This window comes from Nocardiopsis sp. NPDC101807 (genome assembly GCF_044766605.1).
Lineage (GTDB): Bacteria > Actinomycetota > Actinomycetes > Streptosporangiales > Streptosporangiaceae > Nocardiopsis > Nocardiopsis tropica.
In genome coordinates this window covers 190,253-212,499 of the sequence record NZ_JBIWMK010000002.1, presented here as the reverse complement: position 1 = coordinate 212,499, position 22,247 = coordinate 190,253, and the positions used below count along the sequence as shown (strand labels likewise).

Here is a 22,247-nt window from a genome sequence, read left to right as displayed (position 1 = left end):
TGCGGAGGGGTCGGAGCGGGCGGGGCGGCACGGGCGCGCGGCCGGGGCCCGGGAGCCGGACGCGGACGCACTCGCCCGGGTCCTGGCGCCCAGGCTGAGGATGGTGGCGGCGGTCGCCGGGACCGAGCACGTCACCCTGGCGGCCGAGACGCTGGGGGTGCCCCAGCCGACGCTGAGCCGGGCCCTGGCGCGGGCCCAGGAGGAGCTGGGGATCGCCCTGGTGGAGCGGACCGGACGCGGGGTGCGGCTGACCCGCGCCGGCCGGATCCTGCTCCCGCACGTGGAACGTGCCCTGGACGACCTGCGCAGGGGGATGGCGGAGCTGACCGGCGCCGAGGAGGGGCGGGTGGCGCTGACGTTCCTGCCCACGCTGGGGGTGGAAGTGGTGCCGGTGCTGCTGCGGGGGTTTCGCGCCGAGCACCCGGGGGTGCGGTTCTCGCTGACCCAGGAGCCGTGGGCGGAGTCGCTGGACCGCGTGTCCTCCGGCGGGGCCGACCTCGCCCTGACCTCCCCGCTGCCCTCGGGCGGGGGGCTGGCGTCCGCGGTGCTGCACACGCAGTCGCTGCGGCTGGTGGTGCCCGAGGGGCACGCCCTGGCGCGATCCCGGCGGGGGGTGGCGGCGGTGGCGGCGGCCGAGGAGGAGTTCGTCCTGCTCAAACCGGGCCGGGGCGTGCGCCACCTGACCGACCGGCTGCTCGACCGGGCGGGGTTCACCCCCCGGGTCGCGTTCGAGGCCGACGACATCTCGACCGCGCGCGGCCTGGTGGCGGCGGGCCTGGGGGTGTCGGTGCTCCCCGCCCGCCCGCGCGGGCCGCTGGCCGGGACGGTGGAGCTGCCGGTCCTGGGCGGGGGCGCGGACCGGCCGATCGGGGTGGTCTGGCCGCGCGGGGGCTCGGGCGGCGGGTACGAGCCCCCGGCCGTGGCCCTGTTCCGCGACTACGTGCGGCGGGTGGGGCCGCGCATCATCCCCGGTCTGACGGGCTGAGCCGCCGCGCCGGGGCCCGGTAATCCCGTTGCCCCGCCGCGCACGCCGCGCCACGATGGCCGCATGACCTTCTCACCGCCCTCCTCCCCCGCCCGGCCGGTCGCCCTCATCACCGGGGTCGGCCGCACCGTCGGCATCGGCTCGGCGATCGCCCGCCGGCTGGCGTCCTCGGGCTGGGACGTGGCCTTCACCCACTGGACCCCCTACGACGCGCGCATGGACTGGGGCGTGGAGCCCGGCGCCGCCCGGGCCACCCTGGACGCACTGGCCGAGCGCGGCGCGGCGGCCCACTCCGTGGAGGCCGACCTGGCCGACCCGGCCTCCCCCGCCCGGATCTTCGACGAGGCCGAGGAGCGCCTGGGCCCCGTCACCGCGCTGGTGATGGCCCACTGCGAGTCGGTCGACTCGGGCCTGCTGGACACCACCGTGGAGTCCTTCGACCGCCACTTCGCGGTCAACGCGCGCGCCACCTGGCAGCTGGTCCGCGAGTTCGGGCTCCGCTTCGGCGGGGCGCACGGGACGGGGCGGATCGTCGCCCTGACCAGCGACCACACGGTCGGCAACCTGCCCTACGGGGCGAGCAAGGGCGCCCTGGACCGGATCGTCCTGGCCTGCGCGCGCGAACTCGCCCACCTGGGGGTGACCGCCAACGCCGTCAACCCCGGCCCCGTCGACACCGGCTGGATGTCGCAGCAGACGCGGGAGGAGTGCGCCGACCACACCCCCCTGGGGCGGCTCGGCACCCCCGAGGACACCGCCGACCTGGTGGACTTCCTGTGCTCTTCGCGGGGGGCGTGGGTCAACGGCCAGCTCCTGCACAGCGACGGCGGCATCTCCGCCTGAGCGCGCCGGACGGCCGCCGAGGGCCCGGCGGGCCCCTCCCCGCCGGGCCCGGGGCCGGCCCGGTGGGGAGAGGCCGACCGCGCCCGTCCGGGGCCTGGCCCTAGACTCGGGGGCGAGCCCTTCGACCGCTGCCGGAAAGAGCCCCATGAGCCAGACGGACGGCGTCCGCACCGCCCACCACGGGCAGGACCGGCTGTCCCTCCCCCAGGTCCGGCTCGACGACCTCCTGGACGAGGTCCGGTCGCGGCTGAGCGAGATCTCCGCCGGCCAGGAGCGCATCCACACGCTCCTGGAGGCGGTGGTCTCCATCGGGGAGGGACTCGAACTCGACCCCCTGCTGGTGCGCATCACCGAGACGGCCGCCAGCCTGGTCGACGCGCGCTACGGCGCCCTGGGCGTGATCGGCCCCGACGGCGAGATGAGCCGCTTCATCCCCGTGGGCCTGGAACCGCACGAGATCGCGGGCATCGCGCACTGGCCCAAGGGCGAGGGCGTGCTGGGCCTGCTCATCAAGGAACCGCGCCCCCTGCGCCTGCGCGACGTGCGCGACCACCCAGAGTCGCGCGGGTTCCCGGCCGGGCACCCGCCCATGCACACCTTCCTCGGCGTGCCCATCAGCATCCGCGACCAGGTGTTCGGCAACCTGTACATGACGGACAAGCGCGACGGCGCGGAGTTCACCGGGGACGACGAGCTCCTGCTGCGCGCCCTGGCCACCGCGGCGGGGACCGCCATCGAGAACGCCCAGCTCTTCGCCCAGACGCAGAGCCGGGAGACCTGGTTGGACGCCTCGGGCCAGATCACCACCCGGCTGCTGTCCGGCGCCCCGCCCGAGGAGGTGCTGCGCCTGGTCGCGCGCCGCGCCCGGGGGATGGTCGACGCCGACCTCGCGGTCATCGCGATGCCGGGCGAGGAGCCCGACACCCTCACCGTGCGGGTGTGGGACGGGCCCGACAAGCACAGCGGGGCCGTGGCCGCCGGGGCGCGGGGGGCCACGCTCACGTGCGCGCCCCAGACCCTGCTGGGGCGCGTCTACCGCAGCGGCGAACCCGTCCAGACCGACGTGTCGGCCTCGGACGGCGAGGGGGCCGGCTTCCTGACCCGGCTGGGGGTGGGGCCCGTGCTGGTGCTGCCGTTCGGCCCCCCGGACGGGGCGCGGGGCGTGCTCGTGCTCGCCCGGGGCCGGGACGGCGGGGAGTTCCAGGGCAGCTGGCTGAGCATGCTGTCGCCGTTCGCCGACCAGGCTGCGGTCGCGCTGGAGCTGGCCGAGGCCCGCCTGGACTCCGAGCGCCTGAGCGTGCTGGAGGACCGCGACCGCATCGCGCGCGACCTGCACGACACGGTCATCCAGCGCCTGTACGCCACCGCCATCACCCTGATGGGCACCGTGCGCCGCATCGACGACACCGCCTCCTCCCAGCGGGTGCAGAACGCGGTCGACGACCTGGACGAGACCATCCGCCAGATCCGCTCCACGATCTTCGCGCTCCAGAGCTCGGGCGAGGAGGGCCCCTGGTTGCGGTCGCGGGTGCTGGACCTGGTCAACTCCGCCTCGGAGACGCTGGGGTTCGCGCCCCGCCTGCTCACGCAGGGGCCGATCGACAACGCGGTGGACGAGGCGGTCGGGGAGCACCTGGTGGCGGTGCTGCGCGAGCTGCTGTCCAACGCGGCCCGCCACGCGCGGGCCACCGCCGTGGACGTGGAGCTGTCCGTGGGCGAGGAGCTGGTCCTGCGGGTGAGCGACGACGGCCGGGGCATCGCCGAGGGCGTCTCGCGCAGCGGGCTGCGCAACGCGGCCTCCCGGGCCGAGGAGCTGGGCGGCCGCCTGGCGGTGGCCTCCGCTCCGGGCGGTGGGGCGTGCGTCGAGTGGTCGGTGCCGCTCCGCCGCACCGGCGGGGCCGGGGAGGTCCGCGGGTGAGGCCCGCGGGGGCCGCCTACCCCTGGTCCATGGACAGCCGCACCGCGTAGGCCGCGGCCTGGGTGCGCCGGGCCATCCCGAGCTTGGCCAGAACCCTGGAGACGTAGTTCTTGACGGTCTTCTCCGCCAGGTACATCCGCGCGCCGATCTCGCGGTTGGTGAGGCCCTCGCCGATGAGCTCCAGGACGCGGCGCTCCTGCTCGGTGAGTTCGCTGAGCGGGTCCTTGCGCACCGCCTCCTCGCGCAGCCGCTTGAGCATGCGCGAGGTGGACTCGGGGTCCAGGAGGGAGCGCCCGTCGGCGACCGTGCGCACCGCTCCGACCAGGTCGGTGCCGTGGATCTGCTTGAGGATGTACCCGGACGCCCCGGCCATGACCGCGCCGTAGAGCGCCTCGTCGTCGGAGTAGGACGTCAGCATGAGCATGCGGGTGTCGGGAAGCAGGGAGCGGATCTCCCGGCACACGGTGACGCCGTCGCCGTCGGGGAGGCGCACGTCGAGCACGACCACGTCGGGGGCGAGCGCGGGAACCCGCGCCAGCGCCTGCGCCGCCGTCCCGGCCTCGCCGACCACCTCGATGCCGTCCTCCTCGTCCAGGAGTGATCCCACACCCCGCCGGACGATCTCGTGGTCGTCCACCAGGAACACCCGGATCGTTCTGTCTCCACCCATCGGGCGGGCACCTCCTCAGCGCTGGGCACGGGGCCCGAGGCGGCCCGTCCGCCCTGGGTCGGGGTCGCCCGCCGCCGCGTGCCCATTGTCGGGCACCCGCGGTGGGGGTGCTCCGGCCCCGAGAGGGGCGGGGCGGGCGGCAGGCTCCCGTCCACCCAGCCTAGCCAGCGAAGATTCATGCCATATGAGTCGAACGTCCCGTTCTGTTTGAGCCCTGCGTCCCCCCGGGTAATCGCACAGGAGGGACCTCCGCCGCCGGACGGGGGGCCGGCGGTCCACGCCTTCGGGGCCGGGACCGGCGAGAATGGCGGTGGACGGAAACGAGGGCACCGACTTCGGGGAGCCTGTCATGGACGGATCACGCGGCGCCGGGGCGCCGGGCCAGGATCGGGGAACGGTCGCACCGCCCGCGCAGCGGGAGGCGGACGACTACGCGGGGACCGACCGGCTCGCGGAGGAACAGGAGCTGATGGAGGGCGCCGACGTCGCCGAGGGGGACGACGGGGCGAGCTTCACGGTGCTGGAGCGGCAGACCTGCCTCAACCTGATGGGCACCCGCGACATCGGCCGGGTGGCCTTCACCATCGACGGGGACGCCGCCCCGACGGTCCTTCCGGTCAACTACGCGCTGTTCAACGACACGGTGGTGTTCCGCACCACCCTGGCGGGAACCGTGATGCGCTACGCGCGCGGCCACGCCGCCTTCCAGGTCGACCTCTTCGACGAGGAGCGCCGTGACGGGTGGAGCGTCCTGGCCAGCGGGCGGTGCAGGTGGGTCCGCGACGCGGACGAGCTGGCCCGCATCCCGCAGGGCCGCCTGCCCCTGCCCTGGGCGGCGGGCGAGCGCGATCAGATCCTCAAGCTCGTCCCGGGCCGGGTGAGCGGGCGGCGGGTCCACCGGCCCTGAGCCGGCGGGCGGCGGCCGCGCCGCCCGCCGGCCCGGGGCCCCCGGCGGGCCCGGCCACCGGTGCGCCACCCGGGCGTCGGCGAACATCCCCCCAGCCTTGTCCGTACCGGGCGTTCGGCCTGTCCGGTTACGGGTACCGAATCCGTCATGGGAGCACATCCACCCCTTCAGGCCCGCTGCGCCACGGGCTCCCCCCGCCGTCGCCGGGGTCCGGCCGCCCCCTGCGCGCACCCCGCCCCCGGGGCGCCGGGGCCCGGCCTGCCGCACCCCGGGCCGCGGCTCGGCCCCTGCCGCGTCCCCGGGGACGCGGTCCGACGCGCCCGCCCCGCAGGACACGGCCGACCCCCTGCGCGAGGCCCGCTCCCCTGTGACCGCCCCGGACGCGCGTGAGGGCGGGCCCGCGGGGCCGCGCGCTCCTGGGCGCCGCGGCGGCCGCCACAGCGACCGTCCTCCTCACCGTCTCCGGCGCGCCCCTGCTGGCGGGACCGTGGGCCCGTCCCGCCGCCCCCGAGTCCCCCCGCGACGCCGACGCACCGCTCTCCCTGGAGGTGCTCTCCTCCCGCCCCGACACCGTCATGGGCGACACCGTCCTGGTCAGGGTGGTGCCCTCCCCCTCCGTGCCCGCCGCCGACGTCCGCCTGGACGCGGGAGGCGCCGACGCCACCCCCGCGCTGCGCACGGTGCGCCTGGCCGACGGCGCCCCCGCCCTGGAGGGCCTGGTCTCCGGGCTGCCCCGGGGGGAGACCGTCCTGACCGCCCGGGCGCCCGGGGACGCGGGGAGCGCACGGGAGGGGGCCGCCCCGGTGACGGCCAGGGTCACCGTCACCGCCCACCCCCTCACGGGCCCGGTCTTCTCCGGCCCCCACCAGGAGCCCTTCGTGTGCGACACCGAGCGCTTCGAGCTGCACGGCGGCGGCACCCTCGGCCCGCCCCTGGACCCCGACTGCTCGGCCCCGACCGTGGTCCGCCACATGTACCGCACCGCGGAAGGGGCCTGGGCCCCCATGGCCGACCCCGACCGGGTGCCCGACGACGCCGCCCGGACCACCACCTCCACCGGGCACAGGGTCCCCTACACCGTCCGCGTCGAGACGGGCACCGTGAACAGGTCGGTCTACGAGACGGCGCTGCTGTACACCCCCGGCGGCCCCGACCCCGACCCGTGGCAGCCGCCGCGGGGCTGGAACCGCCGCCTGGTGTACACGTTCGGCGGCGGGTGCGCGGGCGGCTGGTACGTCCAGGGGGCCAGGACCGCCGGGGTCTTGGACCACGGCATGCTCTCGCAGGGGTACGCGGTGGCCTCCGCCTCCCTCAACGTGTTCGGCAACAACTGCAACGACCTGCTGGCCGCCGAGACCGCGGCCGCCGTGGTCCAGCGCTTCTCCCTCACCCACGGCGCCCCCGACCTGACCCTGGGCTGGGGCTCCTCCGGGGGCGCCTACCAGGCGCACCAGATCGGCGACAACCAGCCGGGGCTGCTGGACGGCCTGCTGGTCTCCCACTCCTTCCCCGACGTCGCCTTCTCCGTGGTGCCGACGGCCACCGACGCCCTGCTGCTGCACGAGTACGCACGCGAGCACCCCGGCGCCCTGAGCCGGGAGGAGCAGCGCGCCGTGTCCGGGTTCGGGCGCTGGGACGCCATCGGCAAGCTCGCCGGGGAGGCCGACCGCGTCGACCCCGCGGGCGTGTGCCCGGACCGGATGCCCGAACGGGTGCGCCACCACCCCGAGACCAACCCCGGCGGGGCGCGCTGCGAGCTGTACGCGCACACCGGCAACGTCTACGGGACCGATCCCGCGACCGGTCTGCCGCGCCGCCCCCTGGACAACGTCGGCGTCCAGTACGGCCTGGGGGCCCTCCTGGACGGCACGATCGACGCCGACCAGTTCCTGCACCTGAACGAGCACGTGGGCGGTCTGGACGCCGACGGCCGGGTGGTGGACGGGCGCACCGAGGCCGACCCCGGCGCCACCGTCGCCGCCTACCGCACCGGCCGCCTCCTCAACGGGGGCGGCGGGCTGGCCGACATCCCCGTCGTGGACCACCGCGCCTACGAGGACGACGTCCCGGGCGGCAGCATCCACATGCGCTTCCACTCGTTCTCGCTGCGCGAGCGCCTGCTCGCCGCCAACGGCACGGCCGACAACCACGTGATGCTCGTGGAGCGGGGCGGGCGCGGCGGGTTCTCCTCCTCCGCCCCGGTGGCCGGCAGGGCCCTGGCCGAACTCGACGCCTGGGCGAGCGGGGTGCGGGAGCGCGCCGCCGCCGACCCCGCCCGCCCCGCCATCGACCACGTGCGCGCCGCGCGCCCGGAGTGGCTCGCCGACTCGTGCTGGGTGGGCGACCCCGCCCGCCGGGTGGTGGCCGAGCAGCTCCCGCTCACCGCCGGGCGGGGGGACGTGTGCGCCGACGCCTACCCCGTGCACGCCTCGCCCCGGCTGGTCGCGGGCGCGCCCCTGGCCCTGGACGTGGTCGCGTGCCGCCTGGTCCCCTTCGACGCCGCGGAGCACCCGGCCGACCTGACCCCCGGGCAGGCGGAGCGCGCCGCGCGGGTGTTCGCCGACGGGGTGTGCGACTGGTCGGCCCCCGGACGGGGACAGCAGGGGCTCGCGGGCACCTGGCTGCGCTTCTGACCCGTACCGGACCGCCGGGGAGACGGGGACAGCAGCCCCGGGACACGGGGCCGGCCGCAGCCCGGCAGGCGGCGCCCGGCGGCGGGGTGGGGCGGAGGGGCGGATCCGCCCCTGCCCCGAGGGCCCCGCGCCCGCCGACGGGTCCGGGGCCCGCTCCTGCGGCGGCGCGCTCCGGGCGGCCCGCTAGCGGCCGGCGCCGTCCGGGCCCGGCCCGGCCTCCCCCTCGCGGGGCGCGGTCCCCCCGTCCCCGGACCGGTCCCGCTCGGACAGGGCGTGCAGCAGGAACGCCCCGCCGTAAGCGGGCCGCCCCCGCCGCTCGTGCTCGGTGAGCACGTACTCGTCCAGGACGGCGAGGACGCGCCGGCCCAGCTCGTCCCGGTCCTCGTCGGACAGGTGCAGCACGAACCGCGCGTAGTCGCGGACCGAGTCCGGCCCGGCCTCCTCCAGCTCCTGCCGCAGGGCCTCCACCGGGGCGTCGGCCGCGTCGTCGCCCGCGTCGATCAGCGGCCCGTCCAGCCACCAGGACTCCCCGGTGGCCCGGTAGGGCTTCTCCAGGGCCCCGCTCGCCCCGGTGCGCACGGGCGCGGGCACGAGCAGGCCCGAGTCCACGAGCTGGCGGACGTGGTACAGGACCGTGCCCGGGGTCGTGTCGAGCCGGTCGGCCAGTTCCCGGTTGGTGAGCTCCCGCACCGCGCACAGCCGCAGGATGCGGATCCGCAGCGGGTGGGAGAGGGCCTTGACCTCCTTGACGGTGGCCGGACGCCTCTTGCGCGCGGGGGGCGCCTCCCCCTGCGCCCGCGTCCCGGTCCCGTCCTCACCAGCCCGTTCTCCCATGGGGCCAGCGTAGCAACGATCGACAAACGTGAAATCGATTGATTTAAATCAATCGCCCTGCCAGGCTCGACCCATGACGGAGACCGCCCCCCTTTCCGACCCCCCGCCCACCACCGGTCCCCGGCGCCTCGGAGGCCGGTTCTGGACCGTGTGGACCTCCTCCGGGCTCTCCAACCTCGCCGACGGGATCCTGAAGATCGCGCTGCCCCTGGCCGCCCTGCGCTTCACCGACTCCCCCACCCTGATCGCGGGCGTGGCGTTCGCGCTGACGATCCCCTGGCTGCTCCTGTCCCTCCCGGCCGGCGCCCTCGCCGACCGGTACGACCGCCGCCGCCTCATGGTCGGCGCCGACCTCGCGCGCGGGCTGCTCCTCGCCGGCCTGGCCGCGGCGCTGGCCCTGGACCTGGGGTCGGTCTGGCTGCTCTACGCGGTGGCACTGGGCGTCGGGACCGCCGAGACCCTCCACGACACCTCGGCCCAGTCGATCCTGCCCCAGGTGGTCGGCCGCGACCGGCTCTCCCGCGCCAACGGGCGCCTGTACGCCGTCGAACTGACCGCCCACCAGTTCGCCGGACCGCCCCTGGGCGGGCTCCTGGTCGCCCTGGGCGTGGCCGCCGCCTTCGCCGCCCCCGCCGCCCTGTGGCTGGTCGCGGCCGGCGCACTGGTCCTGGTGCGCGGGAGCTTCCGGATCGAACGCGCCGCACCCACCGCCATGCGCACCGACATCGCCGAGGGGCTGCGGTTCCTGTGGCGCCACCGGACCCTGCGCACCCTCGCCGCCATGGTGGGCCTGAGCAACTTCTCCTCCAACGCCGCCTTCACCGTCATGGTGCTGTTCGCGGTGGGCCCCGACTCCCCCATGGGCCTGTCCGAGCCCGCCTACGGGCTGCTGCTGACCGCCGCCGCGGCGGGCAGCGTGCTCGGCGCCCTGACCGCCGAGCACGTCGAGCGCCTCCTGGGCCGGGCCTGGTCCCTGCGCGTGTGCGCGCTCGCCTTCGCCGTCCTGGTGGGGGTCCCGGCGCTGACCGCCGACCCTCTCGCGGTCGGGGCGGGCTTCTTCGTCGGCGGGGTGGGCCTCTCGGTGTGGAACGTGGTCACCGTGTCGCTGCGCCAGAGGGTCACCCCCGACCACCTGCTCGGACGGCTCAACAGCGCCTACCGGCTACTGGCCTGGGGCACGCTCCCGCTGGGCGCCGCCGCGGGCGGGCTGATCGCGCAGTTCTTCGGCCTGACCGCCGTGTTCGCAGGCATGGGCGCGCTGGCCCTGGCCCTGTTCCTGTGGCAGTTCGCGCTGAGCGAGACCGACCTGGGCGGCGCCGGGCGCGCCACCGCCGTGACCTGAGCCCGCGAGCGCGGGGAGGGGAGGTCCCCGATCAGCTCGAAGCGCAGGGCGAAGCGCCTGAGCCCGCGCGGCGCGCAGAGGAGCGCCCCTCCCCGGGCCGCGGTGCGGCGCGGGAAAACCACCTGCGCCCCGGGGCGTCCCCGGGGATACTGCTGCGATGACCGAACCAGAACACCGGGACCAGCGCGAAGAGGTCCTGGAGGGCGGCAACGTCGCCGACGGGGTCGTACGGGTGGGGCGGACCGTGCGCAAGCCGTGGACGCGTTCGTCCCGGTCGGTGGCGTCCCTGCTGCGGTACCTGCACGGGTGCTCCTTCGAGGCCTCCCCGGTCTCCTTGGGCGCGGACGCCCGCGGGCGCCAGGTGCTCGGCTACCGCCCCGGCGCGACGGCCGACACCCTGCCGCCCCTGACGGGGGCCGAACTCCGCCGTCTGGGCGGGATCATCCGGCGCCTGCACGACCTCACCGCCGGCTTCCGCCCGGACGGGGAACCGGAGTGGGACATCGCGACCCCGGACCCGCACGGGGAGGTGCTCTGCCACTACGACCTCGCGCCGTGGAACCTGGTGCGCGACGGCGACGACTGGACCTTCATCGACTGGGACGGCGCGGGGCCGGGCACCCGGATGGGCGACCTGGGCTACGCGGCGCACGGGTTCGTGCCGCTGCACGCGGGCGGCGACCCCGGGGCGGACGCCCCGCGGCTGCGCGCCCTCGCCGACGGCTACGGGTGCGACGACGCCCAGCGCCGTGAGCTGCCAGACGCGATCCTGCACCGGGTGCGGGGCATGTACGACCTGCTGGAGGAGGGTGGCCGGACAGGCGCCCAGCCCTGGGCGCGGCTGCACGCGCAGGGGCACGCCGACCACTGGGGGCCGGCCGCCGACTACGTCGGGCGCCACCGGGAGGTGTGGCTGGCGGCGCTGACCGGCCCCGGGGGGTCCGCCGCCACGTGAGCGCCTGCGGCCGGGCCCGCGCCCGCGTGCGGCGCAGGATGACGACCAGGAGGGCCGTCGGGCGCGCTCGGCCGGGCCCGCGTGCGGCGCAGGCCCCCGGCACGGAAGGGGGCCGACCGGTCCGCGCGGTGGGCGGCGGGGCCGGCCCCGGAGCTCCCCCGGACCCCGCCGCGACCGGCCCGGCAGGCGCCCCCCGGCTCCGGGAGCCCTCCGCGGCGGCGCGGAGGGCTCAGGCGGGCCTGGTCCACACGTAGGCCGCCGAGACCGGGTGCCCCCGGAACCTCTCCCACGTGGGCTTGGCCGCCACCCACGTGTCGTCCACCGTGCCCTCGGAGAGCTCGGCCAGGGTCCAGCCGGCGGCCGTCGCGGCGCGTACGTGGTCGCTGATCAGGTGGACGTGCGTGGTGATGGCGATGTGCTCGCCGGAGGCGTCGGTGTAGTGGGTCGGCATCCCGGAGACCATCGAGAAGTGCGGGTGGTAGGAGACCAGCACGCAGGCGCCGCCGGGCCGGGTCAGCCGGAAGGCCTCGGCGTAGAACGGGGCCAGGTCGGGCAGGTGCTCGTCGATGAGCGAGGCGACGGCCAGGTCGTAGGCGCCCCCCGGCAGGCCGGTGTCGCGCACGTCTCCCAGGGTCAGGGTGTCGTGGACGCCCCGCTTCCCGGCCAGGTCCAGCATCCCGGAGCTGATGTCGACGCCGTCGATCCGGGCGACCCCGCGCGCCCGCAGCCAGGAGCCGGTGCGCCCGGTCCCGCAGCCGAGGTCGGCGGCGGCGGTCACGGCCGACCAGTCGGGGACGGTGAGCCCCTCCAGCAGTCCGAGGTCCATGGCGTCCAGGACCGAGCCCTCATAGGTCGCCGACCAGCCGTCGTAGCCGGTGGCCGGGTCCACGGTGCGGTAGTGGCGGGTGTCGAAGTCCGCGAAATCAGGCATGGGGCCGAGTATGGCGCGGCCCGGGGCCGGGCCGCGAACGCTTTTCGCGTCCCGTGACCGCTGCCGGACGGGCCCGGGGCGGGCACCGCTCGCGCGCGGCCCCTCCCGTGCGGGAGAGTCCCCGTACGGGAAGGCCGCGCCCCGCGGGAGGGGCCGCCCCGCCGCGGGGACCCTGCAGCGCGGGAGCCGAGGTGCCGCAGCACCGGGGCGCACGGCGCAGGAGGAACGGCTCCGGCGCACCGGCGCACCGTGCGGGTGCGGCGAGAGCGCGGCGGACACGTCCGCGCCGGCGCCGACCGGGGCGTCCCGGTCCGGGGAGGCGCCCGGCCGGGAGCGGGGTCGTGGGGGCGGGAGCGGGGAGGCGGAAAACCGGTTGCGGCGCCCCTGCGCGCCCTCCTACGGTGCATCCCATGTCCTCCTGCCACGCGATCTTCGACGGGGCGCTCGCCTGGTCGGTGAACGCCCACCCGTACGCCAAGCGCCTCCGGTCGGCCCGCCTGCACCGGTAGGCCGGGCCCCGGTCGGCTCCGGTCCCCTCGGGGACCCGCGCCGACCGCCCCGCTTCGCGTACGCGCCCCCTTCCGCCCCGCGCTCCCCGCGGCGCCGCCCCGCGGCCCCGGTGGCCGCGCCGGGGCGGTCCCACCCGTGTGGCCCGCCGGTCCAGGCCCAGTCGCGTCCCCTTTCCCACGGACGGGCTGCCCGGACCCCTTCACCCGCACGCCTTCCGGCGTGCCCGTTCGTGCTGCCCGTCCTCGTCCGCCACCCCGCGTGGCCGGAACGGACCTTCCTGTGGCACGAACCGAACGACCCTCCCGGACGAACGCCCGCGACAACCGGCGCCGCCTGTCCCAGAACTTCCTCGCCGACCCCGGCGCCGCACGCCACGTGGTGCGCGTGTCCGGGGTGGGGCCCCGGGACCTGGTGGTGGAGGTGGGGCCCGGAGAGGGCGCCATCACCCGCTTCCTGGCCCCGGCCGCACGCCGGGTGCTCGCCTACGAGCTCGACCCCCGCCTGGCCGAGCGCCTGGCCGCCCGCTACCGCGATCCCGAGCGGGGCGTCCGCGTCACGCGGGCCGACTTCACCCGTGTGCGCCCCCCGCGCGAGGACTTCGCCGTCGTCGGCAACATCCCCTACGCGCGCACCGCCGACATCGTGCGCTGGTGCCTGGCCGCCCCGCACCTGACCTCCGCCACCCTGGTCACCCAGCTGGAGTACGCGCGCAAGCGCACCGGCGGGTTCGGCAGGTGGAGCCTGCTGACCGTGAGCACGTGGCCCGAGTGGTCGTGGTCCCTGGCCGGGCGGATCGACCGCCACCGGTTCCGCCCCGTGCCCCGGGTCGACGCCGGGCTGCTGGTGCTGCGGCGCCGCCGCACGCCCCTGGTGGACCCGGGGAGGATGGGCGGGTACCGGCGCATGGTCGAACTCGGCTTCGGCGGGGCGGGCGGCTCCCTGGGGGCGTCCCTGCGCCGCGCCCACCCGGCGCGCCGCGTGGACCGCGCCCTGGAGGCGGCCGGGGTGGCCCGGGGCGCCCCCGTCGGCCACGTCTCCCCCGATCAGTGGCTGGAGGTGTTCGACGTGCTGGACCCCCGGGGGCGGTGACCGGGGGAGACCGCCCCCGCGGGGCGGGCCGAAGCCGGGTGGCGCGACGGCGATGAGGTGTCGGGCCGCCCCGCGCGGGGCGGCCCCTGCACGGAGGCGCACCGGCCCCGGTACACCGGCGGCGCCTCGCCGTCCACGGCCCCGCCCCGCGACGGGGGACGCCGGGCGCCCTGCCGGAGCGGCCCGCCGGGGCCGGGGCGGCTCCCGGACCCGGCCTCAGCGCAGGAAGGCCAGGAGCGCGGCGACGAGTTCGGCGGGCGCGTCCTCCTGGACGAGGTGCCCGGCGCCCTCGACGAGCCGGAGGCGGGCGCCCGGGATCGCGGCGGCCAGCCGCTCCCCCCGTTCAGGGGGCAGCCAGGTGTCCTGCCGCCCCCACACCACCAGGGTCGGCTGGTCGAGGCGGGCGTACCCGTCCTCCACCTCGGCCGTGTGGCGCTCGTCGGCCTGGGCGATCTGACGGTAGAACGCGGGCTGCCCCTCCTCCCCCAGCCAGGGCCGCACCAGCGCGTCCAGGGTCCCGGCGCGCAGTTCGCGGTGGGCCGCCGAGGCCACGTAGGCGCGCACCAGCGCCTCGTGCAGGTGCGGCGGGAGCGCGGCGAACACGTCCGCACTGGCGTTGACCAGGCGGAAGAATTCACTGCCCCAGGGGCGCACGCTCACCGCGTCCACCAGGGCGAGCCGCTCGTAGGCCACCCCGTCGAGCACGGCGGCGCGCAGGGCCACCGCGCCGCCGAAGTCGTGGGCGACCACGGCGGGCCGCTCCAGCCCCCAGTGGCCGAGCAGGGCGGTGAACGCGGCCTGCTGGGCGGGCAGGGACACGTCCTGCCCCTCGTACTTGGCGGAGGCGCCGTAGCCGGGCATGTCCCACACGTGGACGGTGTACCGGTCGCCGAGGGCGCGGACCACGTGGCGCCACACGTAGGACGAGAACGGGGTGCCGTGCAGGAGCACGAGGGGGTCGCCGTCACCGAACCTGTCCCAGTGGACCGTCCCGTTGGGCGCCTCGAACCTGCGGCCGAGCCTCCAGTCGCCTTCGGTCATCATGAGCCCTTCTGTCGAACCGTCCCGGCGCCGGAGGCCCGGTACCGGGAGCAGCCAGCCTAGGGAGGACCGGTGACCGTCGGCGCGGGCCCTCCGGCTCACACCCGCAGGACCGCGAAGCACTCCCCGGGCAGCGCGACGGCGGTGCCGCAGAGCCGCGCGGCGCCGTTGGCCAGGACGAGTTCGCGGGGGGCGGCGTCCAGTTCCACCTCGGCGCCGCCGGGGTCCAGGTTGACCGCCACCCGCAGACCGCCCCTCACCAGGACCAGCCTGCGGCCGTCCCCCTCGGCGGTCACCGCGAAGCGGTCCAGCCGCGGGTCGGACAGCTCGGGTTCGCGGCGGCGCAGCGCGATGAGCTCCCGGTAGGCCCGCAGGACGGACCGGTGGGGCCCGGTCGCGGGCTGGGTCCAGTCCAGGACCGCCCCGTCGCGCGTGGCGGGGTCCATCGGGTCGGGGATCTCCTCCTCGTCCCACCCCAGGGCGGCGAACTCGCGGCGGCGGCCCGCGCGCACCCCCTCCGCCAGCGCGGGGTCCCCGAAGGAGGCGAAGAACGGCCACGGCGTGGTGGCGCCCCACTCCTCGCCCATGAAGACCATGGGGGTGAACGGCGAGCACAGCACGAGGGCGGCGCCGCACACGAGCAGGCCGGGCGAGAGGTGTTCGCCCATGCGGTCGCCGCGCGCCCGGTTGCCGATCTGGTCGTGGGTGCTGAGGTAGGCCAGGAACCGGTGCCCGGGGACGCGGGCGGTGTCCACGGGAGCCCCGTGGGTGCGCCCGCGAAAGCTCGAGTAGGTGCCGGCGTGCCAGAACACGCGGCCGAGCGTGCCGGGCAGCGCCCCGGGGTCGGCGAAGTCGCCGTAGTAGCCGTGGGTCTCACCCGTCAGGGCCACGTGCAGCGCGTGGTGCAGGTCGTCGGACCACTGCGCCGTCATCCCCAGGCCGCCCGCCTCGCGGGGCAGGACGGTGCGGGGGTCGTTGCGGTCGGTCTCGGCGATGAGCGACAGCGGGCGCCCCAGGGCCGCGGACAGGGCGTCGGCCTCGGCGGAGAGTTCGGCCGTCAGGGGGAGGGCGCGGTCGTCGCGCAGGGCGTGGACCGCGTCCAGGCGCAGCCCGTCCAGGTGGTAGTGGCGCAGCCAGCCCAGGGCGTTGTCCAGGACGTGGCGGCGCACGGGGTCGGAGTCGGGGCCGTCCAGGTTGAGGGAGGGGCCCCAGGCGTTCTCGCCGCGGAAGTAGGGGCCGAACCGCGGCAGGTAGGCGCCCGAGGGGCCCAGGTGGTTGTAGACGACGTCCAGGAGCACGGCCAGGCCCCGGGCGTGGCAGGCGTCCACCAGGGCCTTGAGGGCGTCGGGGCCTCCGTAGGGGGCGTGGACCGCCGCCCACAGCACCCCGTCGTATCCCCACCCGTGGGTGCCGTCGAAGGCGTTGACGGGCATCAGCTCGACGTGGGTGACGCCCAGGTCGACCAGGTGGTCCAGCCGGCCGACGGCGGCGGTGAGGGTGCCCTCGGGGGTGAAGGTGCCCACGTGGAGCTCGTAGAGGACCGCGCCGGGCAGCGCCCGGCCGGTCCAGGAGGCGTCGGTCCACCCGAAGGCCGCGTGGTCGTGCACGCGGCTGGGGCCGTGCACGCCGTGGGGCTGGTCCCGCGAGCGCGGGTCGGGCAGGGGGGCGGGGTCGTCCTCCAGGAGGTAGGCGTACTCGGTGCCGGGGCCGGCCCCCTCGACGCGGGCCCGCCACCAGCCGTCGGCGCCCCGTTCCATGGGGACCACGCGCGCCCCGGGGGCGGGGTAGCCGCCCGGTCCCCCGGCGCCCGTCCCGGGGGCCACACTCAGGCGGACCCTCTCCAGTCGGGGGGCCCACACGGCGAAGTCGCCGTGGACGCCGAGACCGGTGTCGGCGGGGGGCCGGGCCGTGGTCGGGGTGGTGTCCGGTGCGCTCACGCAGGGTGTGTACCCCCCGGCCGTCCCCGTCACCCGCGGGGCCGGCCACCGTGCGGGCGGTCCCGTGCGAGCGGTCCCGTGCGGGCCGCGCCCCGGGAGCCGCTCCGGGGGTTCCCCGGCGGGGTGGGAGGCCGGGGGCGGACGGGCACGCGCCCGGCGCCGGGAAGGGGCGCCCGGCGGGGCCCTGGGCACGGCCGGCGGATGCCGGGAGCGGGGCCGCGTCCGGGCGGGGTCTCAGGCCCGGGGGCGGTAGGCGTGCAGCCGTACCGACGCGGTGACGGTGCACGGCTCGGGGAGCCGGCCGACGCGGGCGCGCAGTTCCTCTGCGCCGATGTGGCGGGCGCTGGGCCCCATGCCCACGACGGTCGCCACGTCCTCGTGGGAGAGCGCCATGGCCGTCCCCAGCTCCTGTGCGCCGACCGGTGCGAAGTGTCCGTGCAGGGACTCCGCCAGGCGCTCGTCCTTGCGCGGGTCCACCTCCAGCAGTCCCAGCGGGGCGCGCAGTTCGGCCAGGTGGTCGGCGGCGGGGACGACGACGAGCAGGAGGCCGTCGGTGCGCAGCACCCGGTGGAACTCCGCCGCGTTGCGCGGCGCGAACACGTTGAGCACGGCGTGCGCGGAGTCCCCGCGCAGGGGCAGGCCGCGCCAGGCGTCGGCGGTGACGGCGCCGCCGCGCACGTGTGCGCGCGCGGCCCGGCGGGCGGCCCACTTGGACACGTCCGCGGTCAGCCCCACGGCGCCGGGCAGGGCGTCCAGGACCCGGGTCAGGTAGTGGCCGGTCCCGCCGCCGACGTCGACCACGACCGGGGCGGCGGCCTCGAGCTCGCGGCGCAGCGCGCCGGCGAGGGCCTCCCCCACGAAGTCGTAGTGCCCGGCCTGCTGGAAGCGCAGGCGGTCGGCGACCATCTCCTTGCTGTCCCCGGTCCCGGGGGGCGTGGCCCCGGTGAGCAGGCTCGCGTAGCCCTCCCGGGCCACGTTGAAGCTGTGCCCCGCGGCGCAGGCGAGGCCGCGCAGGTCCGGGCGCAGGCCCTCGCCGCAGGCGGGGCAGGCCAGGAGGGCCGCGACGGTGTCGGGCATCCGCAGCCCGGGGCCGGTGTGGTGTGTGGTGTTCGCTTGCGCCATGATCGCCGCTCAGCCTATCCCCTCGCCCGGACCGGGGCGGGGCGGCGGACGGACGGGGCGGGCCCGGCCCCCGCCGGGGGCGGCAGGCGGGGGGCACGGCGGGCCCCGTGGCGGCCCGGGCGGCGGGATCCGCCGGCCGGCCGGGGCGGGCCGCGCCGATTCCCGCGCGGGAGGGCGCAACCACCTCCCGTCGCCGGGTATCTGAGATCGTAGTCACCGTCGACCTCGCAGCCCCATCCCCCTTGAGGCGTCCTCGCCCTCCACCCGCAAGGAGCACGCGTGAAACCCCCCGTCGCGGACCGCTACCGACTCGATGAAGTGATCGCCGCAGGCGGCATGGGAACCGTCTGGCGGGGCCACGACCTGCGCCTGGACAGACCGGTCGCGGTCAAGCTGCTGCGCGACACCGCCCTCCAGGACGCCGAGGGCGCCCGCAGGCGCTTCGAGCGCGAGGCCAGGGCCGCGGCCAGGCTCAGGGGGCCCGGCTTCGCGGAGGTCTACGACCACGGCGAGACGGTCGTGGACGGCGAGAAGCTCGCCTACCTGGTGATGGAGCTGGTCGAGGGGGAGTCCCTCACGGCGCTGCTCAGACGCGAGGGCCCGCTGGCGCCCGCTCGGGCCATGGAGATCACCGCCGTGGTCGCCCAGACCCTGCAGACCGTGCACGACGAGGGCATCGTCCACCGCGACATCAAACCCGGCAACATCCTCATCGACCTGGACGGGGAGGTCAGGCTCGTCGACTTCGGCATCGCCCGGATCAACGACGCCACCTCTTTGACCTCGACCGGCGTCGCCCTGGGGACCCTCTCCCACGCCTCGCCCGAACAGCTCGACATGGGCGAGCTCACCTTCCGCACCGACATCTACTCGCTGGGCACGGTCGCCTACCAGTGCCTGGCCGGGAGAGCGCCCTTCGACTCCGCCGACCGCGCCTCCGTCATCGCCGCCCACCTGAACGCCGAGCCGCCCCCGCTGCCCGACCACGTCCCCGACCTGGTCGCGCACGTGGTGCTCGTCGCCCTGGAGAAGGACCCGCGCGACCGGTGGGGTTCGGCGCGGGAGTTCGCGGCGGCCTGCCGGGACGCCGCGTCCGGGGACCGGACCGTGCTGACCCGGCGCACGCGCAGCAGGAGGGCCGGACCCCGGGGGGCGTGGTCCCGGCGGGGCGGGTTCGTCGCGATGGCGGTGGCCGCCGCGCTGCTGCTGGCCGCGGCACTGGTGTGGTCCCCGCCGACGGGGGCGGACGGCTCCTCCCCGACCGCGGAAGGGGCCGCCGCCGGGGCCCCCGCGCCGACCGCGGGCACGCCCTCCGGCGGCGGCGGCGGGCCCTCCGCGCCCGAACGGGACCGGGACCCCGGCGCGACGGCCCCCGCCTCGGCCTCCGACCAGGCCCCGGGCGCCTCCGAACGGGAGGAGGACGACGAGGAGGAGGACGGGGAGGACGGGGGCTCCCCGCGGGACGACGGCGCGCCCTCGGGCGGGAGCGGGTCGGGGGAGGGGAACGACGGCGGCAGCGGGGACGGCGGCGGCGGTGGCGGGCCGGCCCCCACCGACGGCACCGTGCCCGACGTCGAGGGGATGACGACGCACAGTGCCAGGAACGTCCTGCGCGAGCGGGGGTTCACCAACGTCCAGGGGCAGTGGCGGACCTGGGGCGAGGGGCAGAACTTCCTCCCCTCCGAATGCGAGGTGCTGTCCCAGACGCCCGCCTCCGGCACCGACCAGGACCTCGACGCACCGGTGCGCCTGACCTACTTCTACTCCCGTGGCCTCCCGGACTGCGGTTTCCCCGTCTTCGGCCGGTAGGCGCCCCCGGGAGCACGGGGGCGCCGCCGCCCCGGAGACGCCGAGGGGTCCGACGGTGCAGGCGCCCCGCGCGCACGGGCGCACCGCCGGGACGGCCGGCCCGGGCACCGCCGCGGCGCCCGGGCCGCGCCGGTCACCGGCGGACCAGCACGGCCACCGGGTAGCGCCCCAGCAGCTCCGCGAGCGGCGCGCACGTGTGCCCGTCGGTGCGCGCGGGCGCGAGGACGCGCCCGGTGAGCCGGTCGGTCCACTCCCCCGGGCCCCAGGGCAGGGCCAGGACGGTGTCCGCCCAGCTCCCGCCCGCGGCCAGCCCCAGCGGCAGCCGGGTGGCGACCGCCACCACGTCGGGGTGGCGCGCCCCCCGCGAGGTACGGGCGAAGGCCACGGCGTGGTCCGCGGCCCTCCCCGAGGCGGTGAGCGGCAGGTAGCCGGCGGGGCGCAGCTCCCGGCGCAGGCGCAGGCAGGTGCGGACCAGGTGGAGCTTGGCCGCACCGGTCCCGTCCACGGGGGGAATCCACCCCTCCTCCAGGCGGGCGAGCACCTCGGCGCGGACCCGGTGGTCCACGGGCCTGCGGTTGTCGGGGTCGACCAGGGAGTGGTCCCACAGCTCGGTGCCCTGGTAGACGTCGGGGACCCCCGGGCCCAGCAGCTGCACGGCCTTCTGGCCCAGGGAGTTGCTCCACCCCGCGCCGCGCACCGACTCCACGGCCGCGGCGACCTCCTCCCTCAGCACGGGGTCGCCCAGGACCCGGCCGGGCCACGAGCGCACCCGCTCCTCGAAGCCGGCGTCGCGGTCGGTCCAGGAGGTGCCCAGGCGCGCCTCGCGGGCGGCCTTGAGCAGGTACTCGGCCAGGCGGTCCTCCCCGATGGGCCAGGCCCCGACCAGGGTCTGCCATCCCAGCAGGTTGAGCGCGGGCTCGGGCAGGGCGCACCGCCCGGTCCAGCGGCGCACCGCGCCGGTGAAGGCCTCCGCCGTCTCGGACAGGGCGGCCAGGCGGGCGCGCACGTCCTCGGAGCGCTTGGTGTCGTGTGTGGACAGGGCCGTCATGGCGGCGGGGCGGGAGGCCTCCCTCCGGGCCGCCCCCTCGTGGAACTCGCCGGGGTCCACGGCGAAGCGCGAGGGGTCGCCGCCCACCTCGTTCAGGGCCGCGAACCTGGTCCCCCGGTAGAACGCGGTGTTCTCGGTCCCCATCGCCACGACCATGCCGCTGGTCTGCTGGATGCGCCGGGCCGGCTCACCGGAGGGGTCTTCACGCACCAGCCGGTCGACGTCCTCCAGCTCCGCGGCCAGGTCGGGGCGCCGCCCGGCGGCCCCGGCCACCGCCGCGGCCCAGTCGGCCTCCCCCTCGGGGAGGTAGGAGCGGTACACCCCGAAGGCGCACAGGAGCTCGGCGACGGCCTCCTCGCCCCGGCGGGCCGCCCCCTCGGGGTCCGGATCCGCACGGTCCCCGGCCCGGGGCGGCAGCAGGGCGGCGATGCGCCGCACCTCCGCGCGCAGCAGCACGGTGGCCGCGTGGCGGCGCGCCCCCTCGTCGAGGGCCCGCGCGTCCGCCTCCACGCCCTGCTCCCGGGCCAGGGCGGTGAAGGCGGCCTCGCCGGCCGGGTCGACGAACAGCCCGCACACCTCCCGCAGGGCGTCGTAGCCGGTGGTCCCGGCGACCGGCCAGGACTGGGGCAGGCTCTCCCCGGGGGCCAGGACCTTCTCCACCACCACCCACCCGCCGAAGCGCCCGGCGAGCCTGCGCAGGTACCCGCCGGGGTCGCTGAGTCCGTCGACGTGGTCCACCCGCAGCCCGTCGAGCTGGCCCAGCTCCGCCCACCGCAGGATCTCGGCGTGGGTGGCCTCGAACACGCCCGGCTCCTCGACGCGGACGGCGGCCAGCCCGTCCACGTCGAAGAACCTGCGGTAGGTGAGTTCGGAGTCGCCGCGGCGCCAGGACACCAGCCGGTAGTGCTGGCGCCCGTGGACGTCGCCGACCCGGTCGCCGGGTGTGTACGTGCCCGGGGCCAGGGGGTAGCGCTTGTCGTGGTAGGCCAGGCTCCCGTCGACCACGCACAGGTCGTCCAGGGCCGCGGCCCCGCCGTCCCCCTCGTCGGCCAGCACCGGGACCAGGACGGGGCCGGCGTCGAAGTCCACGTCGAAGCAGCGCGCGTACACCGACTCCCGCCCGTGTTCGAGCACGTCCCACCACCAGGGGTTGGCGTCGGGCCGGGCGACGGACATGTGGTTGGGCACGATGTCCACGACCACGCCCAGGCCGCGCTCGCGGGCCCCGGCGGCCAGGGCCGCGCGGGCGGCGTCGCCGCCCAGGACGGGCGAGACCGCGGTGGGGTCGACCACGTCGTAGCCGTGGTCGGACCCGGGCGCGGCGGTCAGGATCGGTGAGAGGTAGAGCGCGCCCACCCCGAGCCGGTCCAGGTGGTCCAGCAGACCCGCGGCGTCCTCCAGGGTGAACCCGGGGCCCAGCTGCAGGCGGTAGGTTGACGTCGGAGCGGCGGTCGTGGGCGTACTGTGCGTGCTCGTCACGCACGTACCCGTGCCCGCGCCGCCCGCGTGTCATGCACGCCCGTCACCGCAGGCGGTGAGCGCCATCCCACACGGGGGCGCTTTGGGGGTGTTGGTCCACCGATGGTTAAATTCTTCGGCGGTGGACCATCACCAGCGACGACGTGCCGGGAACCGGCCGCGGCGGTGAGACCAGGACCACCGACACCGACGAA

At 77.0% G+C, this 22,247-nt stretch carries 16 protein-coding genes; 9 read left to right on the top strand and 7 right to left on the bottom strand.

Translation table 11 applies throughout. From position 1 onward, the window contains the following. Positions 1-100: 100 nt before the first annotated feature. The 3 genes from ACIRPH_RS06060 to ACIRPH_RS06050 all read left to right on the top strand — a co-directional run bounded on the left by ACIRPH_RS06060 (position 101) and on the right by ACIRPH_RS06050 (position 3,746). Positions 101-985, top strand: a complete 885-nt coding sequence (locus ACIRPH_RS06060) for a LysR family transcriptional regulator (RefSeq protein ID WP_402911595.1) — start codon at positions 101-103, stop codon at positions 983-985. A 63-nt stretch (positions 986-1,048) separates the two neighbouring features. Further along, the gene (locus tag ACIRPH_RS06055) at positions 1,049-1,828 is read left to right on the top strand and encodes an SDR family oxidoreductase (protein WP_402909950.1); all 780 of its coding nucleotides are present in this window, start codon (positions 1,049-1,051) and stop codon (positions 1,826-1,828) included. A 145-nt stretch (positions 1,829-1,973) separates the two neighbouring features. Then, positions 1,974-3,746 (top strand): GAF domain-containing protein, encoded by a 1,773-nt coding sequence (locus ACIRPH_RS06050; protein ID WP_402909947.1) that lies wholly within the window; start codon positions 1,974-1,976, stop codon positions 3,744-3,746. A 16-nt stretch (positions 3,747-3,762) separates the two neighbouring features. Here ACIRPH_RS06050 and ACIRPH_RS06045 read toward each other — a convergent pair whose 3' ends face one another. Next, entirely contained in the window at positions 3,763-4,416 is a 654-nt protein-coding gene (locus tag ACIRPH_RS06045) for a response regulator (RefSeq protein ID WP_402909945.1), read from the bottom strand. A 349-nt stretch (positions 4,417-4,765) separates the two neighbouring features. Here ACIRPH_RS06045 and ACIRPH_RS06040 point away from each other — a divergent pair, with 349 nt between their 5' ends. Both ACIRPH_RS06040 and ACIRPH_RS06035 read left to right on the top strand, forming a co-directional pair. Continuing rightward, positions 4,766-5,323, top strand: a complete 558-nt coding sequence (locus ACIRPH_RS06040; protein ID WP_402909943.1) for a pyridoxamine 5'-phosphate oxidase family protein — start codon at positions 4,766-4,768, stop codon at positions 5,321-5,323. Between the two features lie 386 nt (positions 5,324-5,709). Beyond that, on the top strand, positions 5,710-7,956 hold the full coding sequence (locus ACIRPH_RS06035; protein ID WP_402909940.1) for a DUF6351 family protein: 2,247 nt from the start codon (positions 5,710-5,712) through the stop codon (positions 7,954-7,956). Positions 7,957-8,139: 183 nt separating this feature from the next. Here the strand turns inward: ACIRPH_RS06035 and ACIRPH_RS06030 are convergent, their stop codons facing one another. Beyond that, positions 8,140-8,790, bottom strand: a complete 651-nt coding sequence (locus ACIRPH_RS06030; protein WP_402909937.1) for an ArsR/SmtB family transcription factor — start codon at positions 8,788-8,790, stop codon at positions 8,140-8,142. 73 nt (positions 8,791-8,863) lie between these two features. Between ACIRPH_RS06030 and ACIRPH_RS06025 the strand changes: the two genes are divergently transcribed. Further along, complete coding sequence (locus ACIRPH_RS06025) at positions 8,864-10,132, top strand: MFS transporter (protein WP_402909935.1); 1,269 nt, start codon at positions 8,864-8,866, stop codon at positions 10,130-10,132. 157 nt (positions 10,133-10,289) lie between these two features. After that, positions 10,290-11,087 (top strand): phosphotransferase, encoded by a 798-nt coding sequence (locus ACIRPH_RS06020; RefSeq protein WP_402909932.1) that lies wholly within the window; start codon positions 10,290-10,292, stop codon positions 11,085-11,087. A gap of 229 nt (positions 11,088-11,316) precedes the next feature. Here the strand turns inward: ACIRPH_RS06020 and ACIRPH_RS06015 are convergent, their stop codons facing one another. Then, positions 11,317-12,018, bottom strand: coding sequence for a class I SAM-dependent DNA methyltransferase (locus ACIRPH_RS06015; protein ID WP_402909929.1), 702 nt, complete (start codon positions 12,016-12,018; stop codon positions 11,317-11,319). Between the two features lie 789 nt (positions 12,019-12,807). Here ACIRPH_RS06015 and erm point away from each other — a divergent pair. Continuing rightward, the gene (gene erm, locus ACIRPH_RS06010) at positions 12,808-13,617 is read left to right on the top strand and encodes an ErmE/ErmH/ErmO/ErmR family 23S rRNA (adenine(2058)-N(6))-methyltransferase (protein WP_402909926.1); all 810 of its coding nucleotides are present in this window, start codon (positions 12,808-12,810) and stop codon (positions 13,615-13,617) included. A gap of 216 nt (positions 13,618-13,833) precedes the next feature. Here the strand turns inward: erm and ACIRPH_RS06005 are convergent, their stop codons facing one another. The 3 genes from ACIRPH_RS06005 to ACIRPH_RS05995 form a co-directional block, all read right to left on the bottom strand. Next, positions 13,834-14,658 (bottom strand): alpha/beta fold hydrolase, encoded by an 825-nt coding sequence (locus ACIRPH_RS06005; RefSeq protein ID WP_402911592.1) that lies wholly within the window; start codon positions 14,656-14,658, stop codon positions 13,834-13,836. 98 nt (positions 14,659-14,756) lie between these two features. Continuing rightward, entirely contained in the window at positions 14,757-16,595 is a 1,839-nt protein-coding gene (gene treZ, locus ACIRPH_RS06000) for a malto-oligosyltrehalose trehalohydrolase (RefSeq protein ID WP_402909923.1), read from the bottom strand. A 234-nt stretch (positions 16,596-16,829) separates the two neighbouring features. Further along, positions 16,830-17,717, bottom strand: a complete 888-nt coding sequence (locus tag ACIRPH_RS05995) for a putative RNA methyltransferase (RefSeq protein ID WP_402909920.1) — start codon at positions 17,715-17,717, stop codon at positions 16,830-16,832. Positions 17,718-17,996: 279 nt separating this feature from the next. On the opposite strand from ACIRPH_RS05995, the gene ACIRPH_RS05990 reads away from it, so the two are divergent. Next, complete coding sequence (locus ACIRPH_RS05990) at positions 17,997-19,526, top strand: serine/threonine protein kinase (RefSeq protein ID WP_402909917.1); 1,530 nt, start codon at positions 17,997-17,999, stop codon at positions 19,524-19,526. A 133-nt stretch (positions 19,527-19,659) separates the two neighbouring features. Here ACIRPH_RS05990 and treY read toward each other — a convergent pair whose 3' ends face one another. Further along, positions 19,660-22,053, bottom strand: a complete 2,394-nt coding sequence (gene treY, locus ACIRPH_RS05985) for a malto-oligosyltrehalose synthase (protein WP_402909914.1) — start codon at positions 22,051-22,053, stop codon at positions 19,660-19,662. Positions 22,054-22,247: the final 194 nt, after the last annotated feature.